Raw genomic sequence first — 12,992 nt, 5'->3', positions numbered from 1 at the left:
CGCTTAGTTTCCTAAGCGGGCTTCTTAAATTTGGCTCCTCTGACTGGACTCGAACCAGTGACATACGGATTAACAGTCCGCCGTTCTACCGACTGAACTACAGAGGAATCGGTTAACGGGGCGCATAGTAACGAGCGGCCGCAGGGTTGTCAAAGGCTGTTTAGATGAAACATGATTGATTGCTGGTTTAATCAGCAAAAAGAAGAAAAGAGCCGCAAAAACACGGCTCTTTGGCGTTTTTACAGGCGTTGCGTTCTGACTGGCGCAGTGGCTTCAATCAACCATGGTCGCGCTTCGCCAGAAACCAGTGGCGATAATGTTTCGCGTACTTGCTGATGGTACTCATCAAGCCAGGCAATCTCTTGCTCGTTCAGCAGTGACAAGTCAACCGCGCTTAAATCTATTGGGATAAGCGTTAGCGAGGCGAACTGACAGAAACCCGGACGTGAAGCGATGACTTCAACCTGGTTCTCAATGCGAATGCCGTGACTTCCTGCGAGGTAATATCCCGGTTCGATGGTCAGAACATTACCCGGCAACATTGGCCATGGGTTCACTTTCTTCGCCATACGATGCGGGTTTTCGTGAATCAGCATGCAGTGGCCGACACCGTGACCGGTACCGTGGTCATAATCCAGACCCAGTTCCCACAATGGACGACGTGCAAACGCATCGATTTGGTGCCCCTGGGTGCCTTGCGGGAATTGCAGTGTAATCAGCGACAGGAACCCTTTTAACACCGCGGTGTAATGCAGGCGGCGTTGAGCGTCCAGTTGCCCAAAGTTCATGGTCCGCGTGGCATCCGTGGTGCCGTTGTAATACTGGCCGCCGGAATCGTTGAGATAAAACTCTTTACTGGTGATCGCAAAGTTGGTTTCCGGCGCACTGTGGTAGTGGCACATTGCCGCGTTACTCGCAGACGCGGAAATAGTGCCAAAACTTTGCTCCCAGAAGTTGTTACATTCCTGACGGAAAGCGAGTTGCTTTTCCTGGGCTTCAAGTTCGGTAATCGGCTTACCTGCCGCTTCACGCAACGGGACTTCATGGCTCAGCCAGGCGAGGAAATTCACCCATGCTGCGCCATCTTGCACGTGGCTTGCACGGAAGCCCTCCAGCTCAGTGCTGTTTTTGTTCGCTTTCATCAGCGTAACAGGATCCGCCTGCCACTTGATTTCCCCGCCACCTTGTTCAACCGCAAAGCGCACGGCAACCCCGGCATTGTCACCATCGAGCAAGAAGCGTTTTCCCGCCGCAAGCTGCGCACAACGCGCGAGAAACGCATCAGCAGGGTGGATCTTAAGCGAGCCGAGCAAGGTGTTATCAAGCTTTGGCAGTTTGGCTTCATCAACAAACCATTCCACGTCACCGTCATTTTTGACCAAAGCAAAAGAGAGGGGGACTGGGCTCATGGAAATATCGGAACCGCGAACATTAAGCAGCCAGGCGATGTTGTCTGGCAAAGTCAGGGCCAGATAGTCCACGCCCTCACGCTTCAAGGCTTCTGCAACGCGCGCGCGTTTTGATGCGGTGGATTCACCGCTAATGTCATCCGGCATGTGGTGAATAACCCCGCGAGGTGCCGCCGGGCGATTTGTCCAGATGTCGTTAATCGGATCATCATTGACGGCAACCAGATCACAACCGCTGGTACGCAGTTGTTCATATTGGCTGTTTACGAACAGCATCGGCTCAAACGCGATGCGTTTACCAGCAGGCAGATTCTCGTGTATCCAGAGGTGGATTGGTTCGTCGTGCAGGTGATGAATTTCAAACTCGCTGAGGTTGACTTGCTGACGCGCCTGAACCTGGTAGCGCCCGTCAACAAACAGTAGCGCGCGGTCGGCTAAAATCAGAGCCAGGCCCGCTGAGCCATCAAAACCACTGATAAATTCAAGCTTGGTGTCATAGGGGGCACAGTACTCACTTTGATGCGCATCGGCTCGAGGGATAAGCATGCCATCAAGTTCACGTTCTTTTAGCAGGCTGCGTAACGCAGCCAGAGGTGATGTGGGTTGCATTATTTTTCTCTTATCGGAAAGGTGGCTCATTAAATGTTCTTAATTTGCGCGAGTGCAGGCGTTCACCTTCAGCTCGCAGCAGGTCAATGGCGCAGATGCCAATTTGCAAATGCTCCGAAATTGCCCCTTCATAGAAGCGGTTTGCCTGACCGGGCAGCTTTATTTCACCGTGCAGCGGTTTATCGGATACGCACAGCAAAGTGCCATATGGCACGCGGAAGCGATAACCTTGCGCGGCGATGGTGGCACTTTCCATATCAATTGCCACCGCGCGGCTCAGGTTGAAACGCAGGGCTGAAGCCGAATAACGCAGTTCCCAGTTACGATCGTCAGTTGTGACGACAGTTCCGGTACGCAAGCGCTGTTTAACTTCCTCGCCCGGCATGCCACTGACCAGTTTAGTCGCGTCGTACAAAGCGCGCTGAACTTCGGCGATACTTGGAATCGGAATGTCCGGCGGCAGCACGGCATCCAGCACATGATCGTCGCGCAGATAAGCGTGAGCCAGCACATAGTCGCCAATCGACTGGCTTTCACGCAGACCACCGCAGTGGCCAATCATCAGCCAGGCCGCCGGACGTAATACCGCCAGATGGTCACAAATATTTTTGGCATTTGATGGCCCAACGCCAATGTTAATCAGCGTGATCCCGGTGCCGTTGGCATCAATCAAATGCCAGGCTGGCATTTGATGTTTTTTCCAGGCGAGATCGGAAATGGCTTCTTCAGGAGCCTGGCTATCGGCGGTTAACCACACGCCACCGGCACAAGACAGCGCAACATAAGGACTTTCCGGGTCAAGAATTTGCTGGCAGCCCCAGCGTACAAACTCATCGACATAACGGGTGTAGTTGGTAAACAACACGAAGGGCTGGAAGTGCTCAACCGGCGTACCGGTGTAATGGCGCAGGCGAGCGAGCGAGAAATCCACACGACGCGCGTCAAAATGGGAAAGCGGGTAGTACTCAGTCGGGTGGAACAGGCCATCCGCTGTTTCATCGCCAATTTGTGCCAATTCAGTGGTTGGGAAATGGCGTGGTAAACCGGCACTCATCGAACGGTCGAGCGACAAACTCGAACCATCAATCACATACGGATACGGGATTTCATGCAGCGATAAACCGACTTCAATCTGCGCACCATAATCTTCATAAAGTAGTGTTAATTGTTCGGCGAGATAATGGCGAAACAGTGCAGGGCGGGTAACGGTGGTGGTATAGCTGCCGGAATGAGTGAAGCGAGCATAGGCGCGTGTTTTGTTGGGGTGTTTGATGGTGCCATCCCAACTGACGCGTAACTCCGGGTAGACAAATAATCCTGCGGCACGCTTTTGTATTTCGGGTAAGGTGCCGTTTTCAACGTACTGGGCAATGGCGTCACGCAATGCGTTGACCGAAGCATCGTACAGCTCCTCTAATTTATCGAGGGCCTGGTTCGGGGTAAGGACAGTGTCGGCTGTCTGATGCGTCATCTTATCTCCTTATCCTGCAGATTTACGCAGGGCTGTTTCGATAGTATGTCATCGGAGGGAGAGAACGGAAGGGGGCGGCAGAGCCTGTAAAGCAAAAAGCCTGCTTAAATTAGCAGGCTTCAGATTGCTGACAAAGGGTGACAAATGTGTTTTGTAGGGTGGATAAGCGTTAGCGTCATCCACCATTTACGCCCGTTGTGTCGGATGACGCTGCGCTTATCCGACCTACGAGGTTTCATAAGGATTTGTTTTTGTAGGGTGGATAAGCGCTAGCGTCATCCACCATTTACGCCCGTTGTGTCGGATGACGCTGCGCTTATCTGACCTACGAGGTTTCATAAGGATTTGTTTTTGTAGGGTGGATAAGCGCTAGCGTCATCCACCATTTACGCCGTTGTGTCGGATGACGCTGCGCTTATCTGACCTACGAGGTTTCATAAGGATTTGTTTTTGTAGGGTGGATAAGCGTTAGCGTCACCCACCATTTTACGCCCGTTGCGTCGGATGACGCTGCGCTTATCCGACCTACGAGGTTTCATAAGGATTTGTTTTTGTAGGGTGGATAAGCGTTAGCGTCATCCACCATTTACGCCCGTTGTGTCGGATGACGCTTTGCTTATCCGACCTACGAGGTTTCATAAGGATTTGTTTTTGTAGGGTGGATAAGCGTTAGCGTCATCCACCATTTACGCCCGTTGTGTCGGATGACGCTGCGCTTATCCGACCTACGAGGTTTCATAAGGATTTGTTTTTGTAGGGTGGATAAGCGTTAGCGTCATCCACCATTTACGCCGTTGTGTCGGATGACGCTGCGCTTATCTGACCTATGAATAAGTTTGTCATCAGTCTCAAGCCGGTTTAAATTAGCAGGCTTTTGAATTACACCCGTTCGATTTTTGCCGGAAGCCCCTGTCTGACTGACGCTCCGGAAACCCAGTCCAGCCAGGTATTGGTGACCTTACGCGTTGGGTCAGCAAACCCTAAATCATTCAGGTTAACTCCCGCTTTTATCTGCGTATCCACCGCCATAGCTTCTCCGTCGAGATAATGTTGCGCGGCACCCATTTCCCGGTGCCCGTAACCGTGCTCAATGGCGATGACGCCAGGCATCACGCCGTGGAGCAAACTGATTTGTGCCTCAACGTGCCCGCCAGGTGTGGTGATGCGCGCAGTATCACCGTGGGTCAAACCGTAACGTTTACCGTCCTCAGGATTCAGCGCCACCAGGTTAGTGGGTTTGAGATGATGTAAGCGCGGGATCACCGTAGAGGCGCTGGCCATGGTATTAGATTTAAAAGAAATGAGCTTCAGTGGCCACTGCTGCACTGGGAATATGTCGTCTACTGAGCGCCCGTCAGACAACCGTGAAGGATACCAGGCCGGACAGCCGCTGTAGCGTTCACCGGTTATCGCATGGCGATGTGCAGCAACATCGGCATTCCAGATTTGCAGCGGTTTTTGCCAGACATTGCCCACACTGTTGTCGGCGCGCCCGCTGCTGTCCGGCGCAAAACGCCCGCCACGGGAATAGATGAACGCCACACGCTCCACTTCGTCCGGTTTTAGCGTCTGCTGAATCACTGGCAGAATTCGTCGCACGCCGCTTAACGTCACATCCTGATGATTCGCTGGCGTGACGGGCGCTTTGCCCATATATGCGATATTGGCGGCAATGCGCAGATAGTAATCTTCCGCGCGATTGAGCGGGTAGCTGTTGCCTTGCACATCGGTAATCGCATGGTCGCCAAAACCAGGCAGTTGCAGGCGCTTCGCTACGGCGATGCAGAAGGCTTCCATTGACACCGGTTGCCCGTCTGCGGTCTGGCTTGTTGCTGAAGCAACGATCGGCCAGCGGGCGGTGGTGGCTTTACTGGCAACCCCTGCCCACGGCGCACTAAATCCCCAGCTTTCGAAGTTATGGGTGTCCGGAACGATGTAGTCTGCCAGGGCAGTAGTTTCATTCATAAAGGCGTCAATGGCGATAAACAGCGGCAGGCGTTTAGGGTCTTTGAGCTTATCTTCCGCCACGGCCCGCAACCCCGGAATGCCGTAGAACGGGTTGGTCATATTGGAGATCCACGCTTTCAGTGGATAAGGGTAACCCTCCAGTGCGGAGGTAAGTAGTTCAGTCAGTTGCCCTGCCACAAACGGATACCACGGTGCTTTGGCAGGGAAGGGGGAAACCCCTGCGGCCACTTTATTGCGATACTCTTCTGAAGACTCATACGCCGTTTTGCTGCGCGCGATACTCAACCCTTGCGGTTTGACCTTACCTGGGAAGCTGTCCATGTTATAGCGCGGGCCATCGGTCGCACCGTTGAACTTCCCGCCGCCGACAAACACACCGCCTTCCAGACTAAGATTGCCGATCAGCGCGTTGAGCATCATGACCGCCCAGGCGTTGTAAAACCCGTTGCCTGCCATCATCCCGCCGTGGGCGATCACGGCGGCTTTGCGCCCGTGCTGGGTGAAAGCCTCCGCCAGCGCAGCAATTTTCCCCTCCGGCACGCCACACTGCTGGCTGTATTGCGTAAGCGTCAGTTTATTGGCCGACTCTTTTAGCAACTGGAAGCCACTTTTCACGGTGACGGCTTGTCCGTCCGCCAGCGTGACCTGTTGTGAGACAAACAATTGTGCGCGCTGGCAACGGCTGGCAGAAACCATCTGCTGGTTTTCGTTCATCACCACCGGTTCGTTTGCGCCATCCTCACTCAGATGCGCCAGCGTCAAATGCTGACCGGCAAGTTGCGGCAGTTCATCGCTGATCACCAGATGCGAGGCGTTGGTCCAGCTTTTTTCGCCGGCTTGCTGCATCGCTTGTGCGTCGGGGATGGCGAGATAGTCGGCGTTATAACGTTGTTTTTCGATAATCCAGCGAATCATGCCCATCGCCAACGCCGAATCACTGCCAGGAATAACCGGCAGCCAGTGGCCGCGATCGTCAGCCAGAACCGTGGTTAACGGCAGCGCCGGAGCAACCACAACATACTGAAAATTATCGCGCAGACGGGCGCTGGAAAGTTGCCGGGCCTGGCGCTTAAAAGGGTTGCCGGATTGCGCGGGAGATGTGCCGATAAACAGCGCGAATTCAACGTGATCCCAGTCAGGTTTAACATGCGAGTTCTTTTCAAGATCGCCCATCAGTGCACCGGAGCCTGCCCGGTAGGCAAGGCCGCAATAGGCACCGTGTGCACCGAAGTTTTTGCTGCCGAAACTGTTGAGCGCAAAACGGCGCAGGAAGGTATCGCGCCCGTCATCACTGGTATTGGTGACCAGTAACTGGTTGGTCTTCGGGCCAAACCCTGGATGCGCCGGGTCGATAAGCGTCGTTGGTGCATAAAGGGCGCGCAGACCTTCAACATTCCCCTCGCCAAACAGGTCGCCACCTTCCACGACTTCTTCAATCAGCTGTTCAAAACTGATGCGTTGCCATTTCCCCTCGCCACGTTTACCGACGCGTTTCATCGGTTCCAGAATACGCAGCGGGCTGTACAGGCCTTCCATCAAGGTCGCGCCACGTGCGCAAGCGGTGGAGCGGGAATCGAGGCCGCTTTCTCCGGCAAGTTGCGCCATCGCTTCTGCAAACGGCACGGCGGAATTGATGTGATGTTCATGGGATAACGGGTGGTAAGGGTTACCGGCAATGCGCAGTACTTTCCCCTTTTCGCAATCGACCCTCACCCGCACACCGCACTGCGTCCAGCAGCCGAAGCACTGCGTCATGGAGATCACCTGCTGCGGGTTTTGTTGCCATTGCGGTTGTGCGTGAGCCTCGGGAATGAGCGCATTTGCGAAGATGCGGTCGCGGGTTATCTTGCCGGAGGTTCCGTTTTGCAAGCCGTCAATCGCCCGCTTTGCGACATCCCGGTAACTCAGCCCAAAGGTTACCATTCCGCCCACGGCAAGGCCGACTTTAAGCCACTGACGACGGGTTAAATTAGCCATGTTGTATTCTCCTTGCGAATCCGTTCACGGTTTCACGGATAATAATGAGCAGCGCTATCCACAAACCAAAGGTACCGAGGATGGCAAGCCAGCCATCAGTCCCCGCGGGCTGGGTGTAAGGGGTAAATTGAGCGTTGAATTTCGGCACAGTTTGCACCTGAATCAGTAAGGTCCAGCGCATTAGCCAGCACAACGCCATGGCGCTTAACGCCTGCAAAATGCGTAACGGCATCGTTAGCGGCTGGAATAACGCCACACCACCAAGACCCAGCGAGATAAACCAAAGTACAGCCCAACCAGCTGCGTAGTGCCTGGCCGATGCAGACACCGTAAGCCAGTCGCGAATAGCTACGCCGGAGAGCGTGTCGCCGTTGACCCAAAACACCACGACGAAGGCAAGTCCACCTAAAGTCCAGAGCTGCCACAGAGCCAGTTTGCGCTGTAACGCCGGTTCACCGCGCAGCGACAGGATAAGCAGCGCGAAAAATGTATGAAAAGCACTGAGAAACATAGCCACCGGAAATGTATAGCTAAACCAGATGGGGCGCGCCTGTACGATAGAGACTTCACGTCCGGTATACAGCAGCAATCCTGCTGCGGTCAGTGCACTTGCCAGTGCCAGCCATTTGGTCGCCCGGTAGCTTTTTTTGGTAAAACGTTTGAGCTGCAACGCCAGAAACCATAAGCCTAAAAAAGCGGTGAACAGCGGCAAAAATAGTGCGCCCCATGGCATCCACGACCACGGCGTTGGATAAGCGTAGAAATGCCAGAAGCGGGCGGTTTGATGCAGATCCGCCGTAAGTGCCAGAGGCGCGGTGATGGCACAGGTTAAGGCAATCAGCAGCGTCAGGTTTTCCAGTTTTGCCGAATCGCTTTTACGCCAGTGAAGCACGCAGGCAAACAGAGCGGCACAGGCGGCAATGCCGATGAAAAAGAAGTACTGCACCGCCCAGGGAAGCCAGCTAATTTCCTGCGGCCGGGTAAGTACTTCTTCGACTAACAGAGAATGGGTCATTTAAACCTCCTGCCAGAGTGCGGGCTGAGCGCGCCCCATCAACGGGGTGGTGAACGTCTCGTCCAGACCTAAATAGAAAACATGGGGTTGGGTGCCGTTCTCCGGTTTCAATACTTTGATGGCTGCGTGGTGGGCGTGGAGCATCTGCGCGATGCGGCTATTTGGGTCTTGCAGGTCGCCGATAATACGTGCGCCACCAACGCAAGACTCCACACAGGCGGGGAGCAATCCGACCTCCAGTCTGTGGACGCAGAAGGTGCATTTATCGGCAGTTTGGGTTTCGTGATTGATAAAGCGTGCGTCATAGGGGCAAGCCTGAACGCAATAAGCGCAACCGACGCACCGTGTGTTGTCGACCACGACAATGCCGTCTTCCCGCTGGTATGTAGCCTGAACCGGGCAAACCGGCACGCAGGGAGGGTTATCGCAATGGTTACACAGGCGAGGAAGCAGCACGTTGGTGACGCTCTCCTCGCCTTCAACTTGCACCTGATATTGGTTTACATGGGTGCGAAATTCACCCTGTGGGGTCTGGTTTTCGATAGCGCAACTCACTGTGCAGGCCTGGCAACCAATACAGCGGCGCAAGTCGATAAGCATGGCATAACGGTGGCGTGCGGAACCTTCACGTCGCTCAGGAGAGAAGGGGAATTTTGCCTGAGCCAGTGGCACTAAAGAGGCTCCTGCACTCAGGATGCCCAGTTGCTGGAGAAACTGCCGTTTACTGCTGTCCATATTTTCTCCCGTCATGAAGCAACAACAAAACATTGGTCACGTCATTGTTCGGCTAGTGATGTATAAAAAATGTCTATGATTTACAGTGTAAAAATCAGGGAGTGGCGGCTCTATTGTGGTTAACCACATAACCAGCTTGTTGTTGATCTAAAACAATATAATCAACAGGGATAATTCGGTGATTGGGACACAGATGAGATGTCTGGCGTTATTCATGTCAGCCATCATGATGAGCGGTGTTGCGTGGGCGGAATCGTGGAACATTGGTGTTCTGGCGATGCGTGGAGAGGTGTTGACCCGCAGCCACTGGAAAGCGCTGGAAACCACGCTCAACCAACAACTTCCCGGCGAGGTGTTTCACATTCAACCGCTCGATCTGCATCAAATGCAGGAGGCTGTTAACCGTAAAACGGTACAGTTTGTGGTGACCAATCCGGCGCAGTTTGTGCAACTGAACAGCCATTCACCACTGCGTTGGCTGGCTTCTTTGCGTTCTGCTCGTGGTGGCAAAGCGGAGAGCAATGTTATCGGCAGTGTGATCCTCGCCCGTCGTGACAGCGGTATCGCCTCGGTACACGATCTGATTGGCAAAACGGTTGGCGCTATTGATGCGCAGGCTTTTGGCGGCTATTTACTGGGATATAAAGCGCTCGTTGATAGCGGTATCCGCCCGGAACGTGACCTGAATTTGCGCTTCACCGGTTTCCCAGCCGATGCTTTGCTCTATTTGTTACGCGAAAAAGCCATTCAGGCGGCGATCGTGCCGGTCTGCCTGCTGGAGAATATGGAGGAAGAGGGACTTATCCATAAGCAAGATTTTGTCGCGCTGTTAAGCCATTCGGCATCCATTTCCTGCTTAACCAGCACGCCGCTTTATCCCAACTGGTCTTTTGCCGCAATGCCGATGGTCAGTGATGAACTGGCGGATCGGGTCACGAAGGTTTTGCTTAATTCCCCAGAAAGCGCGTCTTTTCGTTGGGGGGCTCCGGCCTCGACCAACCAGGTCGAAACACTGTTGCAAGACATACGCCAGCATCCGCAACAGCGACGTTTGTGGCTGGATATCAAAAGCTGGTTGATTCAACATCAGCTGGCAATGGGCACCGTGGCGTTGGTCCTGCTACTGCTCACGCTAAATTACATCTGGGTGATGCTACTGGTACGGCGGCGTGGCCAGCAGCTAGAGCGCAATAATGTGCTGCTGCGTCAGCAGGATCAGGCGCTGGAAACGGCAAGACAAATGAGCGTGCTGGGAGAGATGACATCTGGTTTCGCCCACGAGCTGAATCAACCGCTCTCGGCCATTCGGCATTATGCCGAGGGATGCCTGATTCGCCTTGAGGCGCAGAATGAGCAACATCCACTGCAGGCGGCGCTGCAAGAAATTGACCGGCAGGCACAACGTGGAGCCGACACTTTGCGTAACCTGCGCCACTGGGTCAGCCAGGCGCAGGGTAACCCAGTGATGAGCGAGGAGTGGGGGCAAGTCAGCATTCGTGATGCGATGTTACATGTCTGGCGATTATTGCGCATGGAGCAGCATTTCCCGGCATTAACACTGCAAATGGAGGCCAATTCCGCACAGACTTTGCAGCTGCCGCCAATGCTGCTTGAACAAGTGCTGACCAACCTGACCCTGAATGCGGCTCAGGCGGGAGCCACAACGATCTGGTTAATGGTGGAAGATAAAGACAACGGCACGCGAATTACCCTACAAGATAATGCCGGAGGCATTGATGAGGCGTTACTGCGCCAGGCTTTCCAGCCTTTTATGACCACCCGCGACGAGGGAATGGGACTCGGACTGGTGATATGCCAGCGTTTAGTCCGCTATGGCCAGGGAGAGATCAGTATCCAGAATCAAAAAGCCGCGGATGGTCAGTTGGGTGTGGCGGTGGTGTTAGATTTTATGCGCAAGGAGGAATGAAACAGCAATGGCGATAATTCATCTGTTAGATGACGATATGGCAGTGACTCAAGCCTGTGCTTTTTTGCTTGAAAGCCTGGGATATGAAGTTCACTGCTGGCATGAAGGGGCAATGTTTTTTTCGCAGGCAGAGCTATACCAGACGGGGGTGCTGTTGCTGGATATGCGCATGCCGGTTATGGATGGCCAGGCCGTGCATGAGGAAATGTTGCGACGCGGCAGTACGCTGGCGGTGGTGTTCCTCACCGGCCATGGTGATGTTCCGATGGCGGTAGAACAAATGAAACGCGGTGCGGTCGATTTCCTGCAAAAGCCCGTATCGGCAAAGCCCCTTCAGTTGGCGCTGGAACATGCATTACTGGTTTCTGAGCAGACGTTTGAACGGCAAAAAATTGTCGCCTGTTATCAGCAACTGACACCTAAAGAGCGGGAGCTGGCGGGGTTGGTGGCAGATGGGTTAATCAACCGTGAGATTGCCAGCACCATGAATATTGCGGTACGCACGGTGGAAGTGCACCGCGCCAGGGTGATGGAAAAAATGCAGGCAGGCAGCCTGGCTGAACTGGTGAACCGACTGCAGCAGATACTGGACGACAGAAATGCAAAAAATTATCTGGTTTCCTGAGCGGGTTTGAGACTAATGATGACCCTTTTTCGTAGGCTGGATTAGCTCCGCGCATCATCAGTACATCAGGATGTGCCGGTTAGTGCTGCCGCTGGTCAAAGTACTCCGAGGCTGAAATAATGGAGAACGGTGATTGCTGAAAACGCCGCCTGAATTTCTTATATAAACCGAAAAACGTGACAAGTAATTTATTAATTAAAAGTAATCAAATGGAGAGTAATGGTGGGGATATTAGAAGGCTCTAAATCGCAGTGTCCACGCTTGGGAAATACTGTCGGCAGGATAGTTGCTGGTGCATTAATTTTAATGAGTTGTAGTCCTGTTTTCGCCCAACTGAAAGAAAGTGATATCGATACCCTGCTCACAACAGCACTCACTGAGACTCAAAATATACCTGCTAATGCTTGTGTAAGTATGCCTAATCCAGGCGTTAAACTTCCAGGGAATACTGAAACCGCTTCATTGATGTATCCGTCAGGGGATATCAGAAAAGATGTGGCTGCACTGATTGATGCTGGTTTAATCACAGTAAAGTTTAATTCTGGTGAGGGGGCGTCTGCATTGGCCGTTTTTAAGGCAAAAGCTGCTGGCACTGACTCATCAACATCCCCTAATGTTGCGTTAAGTTATGTAGAATTAACCCCGCTAGGGAACAAGTTTTATCGCTATGATGATCCTAAATCAGGTCATCTTCCTCAAGGACTCTACGGCGCAAACCGCTTTTGTGCACATATTCAGTACGGTGGCGTGGAGAAATATATGAAACCATTAAAGAACCCCTATGATGATAATCCTCATCTTGTTTCATGGGTTAATTTTAAATGGAAACTCGATCAACATAAAACACCGTGGCTGAATAATGCGGTACTAAAAGAACAGTTATCCATTTACAGTGATAAAGATTCATGGTCGCGTAGCGGAATTCTTATTGAGATGAATGACGATAAATGGGAATTAGGGAATGAACCCTATACCATTCGATGGTGAAGCGTTAAGACGTCTGGTTCGGTATGGCGTTCGTTAGCGACGTATTAACCCGTGCAATATTGAGTCTGGTCGTCTTTTCGTTTATACCGCAAGAATTCAGACAACTAAATAGTCATAAAAATTCGCATGAAGTCTAAAAGTAAAAAGCCCGCTTAGTTTCCTAAGCGGGCTTCTTAAATTTGGCTCCTCTGACTGGACTCGAACCAGTGACATACGGATTAACAGTCCGCCGTTCTACCGACTGAACTACAGAGGAATCGGTTAACGGG

8 protein-coding genes and 2 tRNA genes are annotated in these 12,992 nt (G+C 52.8%); 3 read left to right on the top strand and 7 right to left on the bottom strand.

Translation table 11 applies throughout. The annotated features are described in order from the left end of the window. Positions 1 to 31: 31 nt before the first annotated feature. The 6 genes from MES37_RS20980 to ttrB all read right to left on the bottom strand — a co-directional run bounded on the left by MES37_RS20980 (position 32) and on the right by ttrB (position 9,184). Positions 32 to 107 (bottom strand) — tRNA-Asn (locus tag MES37_RS20980). A gap of 132 nt (positions 108 to 239) precedes the next feature. Continuing rightward, positions 240 to 2,018, bottom strand: coding sequence for an aminopeptidase P family protein (locus tag MES37_RS20975; RefSeq protein ID WP_133521733.1), 1,779 nt, complete (start codon positions 2,016 to 2,018; stop codon positions 240 to 242). 10 nt (positions 2,019 to 2,028) lie between these two features. Beyond that, positions 2,029 to 3,489, bottom strand: coding sequence for an AMP nucleosidase (locus MES37_RS20970; RefSeq protein ID WP_237932579.1), 1,461 nt, complete (start codon positions 3,487 to 3,489; stop codon positions 2,029 to 2,031). An 879-nt stretch (positions 3,490 to 4,368) separates the two neighbouring features. Beyond that, on the bottom strand, positions 4,369 to 7,434 hold the full coding sequence (gene ttrA / locus MES37_RS20965) for a tetrathionate reductase subunit TtrA (RefSeq protein ID WP_237932578.1): 3,066 nt from the start codon (positions 7,432 to 7,434) through the stop codon (positions 4,369 to 4,371). Beyond that, entirely contained in the window at positions 7,427 to 8,449 is a 1,023-nt protein-coding gene (gene ttrC, locus MES37_RS20960) for a tetrathionate reductase subunit TtrC (RefSeq protein ID WP_237932577.1), read from the bottom strand. Before ttrC ends, ttrA begins: the two co-directional genes overlap by 8 nt. Further along, a complete protein-coding gene (ttrB, locus tag MES37_RS20955) occupies positions 8,450 to 9,184 on the bottom strand; it encodes a tetrathionate reductase subunit TtrB (protein ID WP_237932576.1) in 735 nt (244 codons plus the stop codon). Positions 9,185 to 9,377: 193 nt separating this feature from the next. On the opposite strand from ttrB, the gene ttrS reads away from it, so the two are divergent. From ttrS to MES37_RS20940, 3 genes are all read left to right on the top strand, one after another. Beyond that, positions 9,378 to 11,111, top strand: coding sequence for a tetrathionate respiration histidine kinase TtrS (ttrS, locus tag MES37_RS20950; RefSeq protein WP_273694964.1), 1,734 nt, complete (start codon positions 9,378 to 9,380; stop codon positions 11,109 to 11,111). A gap of 7 nt (positions 11,112 to 11,118) precedes the next feature. After that, positions 11,119 to 11,736 (top strand): tetrathionate respiration response regulator TtrR, encoded by a 618-nt coding sequence (ttrR, locus tag MES37_RS20945; protein WP_064545596.1) that lies wholly within the window; start codon positions 11,119 to 11,121, stop codon positions 11,734 to 11,736. 219 nt (positions 11,737 to 11,955) lie between these two features. After that, on the top strand, positions 11,956 to 12,723 hold the full coding sequence (locus MES37_RS20940; RefSeq protein WP_237932574.1) for a hypothetical protein: 768 nt from the start codon (positions 11,956 to 11,958) through the stop codon (positions 12,721 to 12,723). A 180-nt stretch (positions 12,724 to 12,903) separates the two neighbouring features. Here the strand turns inward: MES37_RS20940 and MES37_RS20935 are convergent. Next, positions 12,904 to 12,979: transfer RNA gene (locus MES37_RS20935), tRNA-Asn, on the bottom strand. Positions 12,980 to 12,992 lie beyond the last annotated feature (13 nt).

The organism is Buttiauxella sp. S19-1, from assembly GCF_022134725.1.
GTDB classification, from domain to species: Bacteria; Pseudomonadota; Gammaproteobacteria; order Enterobacterales; family Enterobacteriaceae; genus Buttiauxella; species Buttiauxella ferragutiae.
This window is presented reverse-complemented; position numbering and strand designations above follow the sequence as displayed.

Bases quoted from the DNA above. Each gene is read 5' to 3' on its own strand.
- MES37_RS20975 (WP_133521733.1), bottom strand. From the start codon at position 2,018: ATGCAACCCACATCACCTCTGGCTGCGTTACGCAGCCTGCTAAAAGAA.
- MES37_RS20970 (WP_237932579.1), bottom strand. From the start codon at position 3,489: ATGACGCATCAGACAGCCGACACTGTCCTTACCCCGAACCAGGCCCTC.
- ttrA (WP_237932578.1), bottom strand. From the start codon at position 7,434: ATGGCTAATTTAACCCGTCGTCAGTGGCTTAAAGTCGGCCTTGCCGTG.
- ttrC (WP_237932577.1), bottom strand. From the start codon at position 8,449: ATGACCCATTCTCTGTTAGTCGAAGAAGTACTTACCCGGCCGCAGGAA.
- ttrB (WP_237932576.1), bottom strand. From the start codon at position 9,184: ATGGACAGCAGTAAACGGCAGTTTCTCCAGCAACTGGGCATCCTGAGT.
- ttrS (WP_273694964.1), top strand. From the start codon at position 9,378: ATGAGATGTCTGGCGTTATTCATGTCAGCCATCATGATGAGCGGTGTT.
- ttrR (WP_064545596.1), top strand. From the start codon at position 11,119: ATGGCGATAATTCATCTGTTAGATGACGATATGGCAGTGACTCAAGCC.
- MES37_RS20940 (WP_237932574.1), top strand. From the start codon at position 11,956: ATGGTGGGGATATTAGAAGGCTCTAAATCGCAGTGTCCACGCTTGGGA.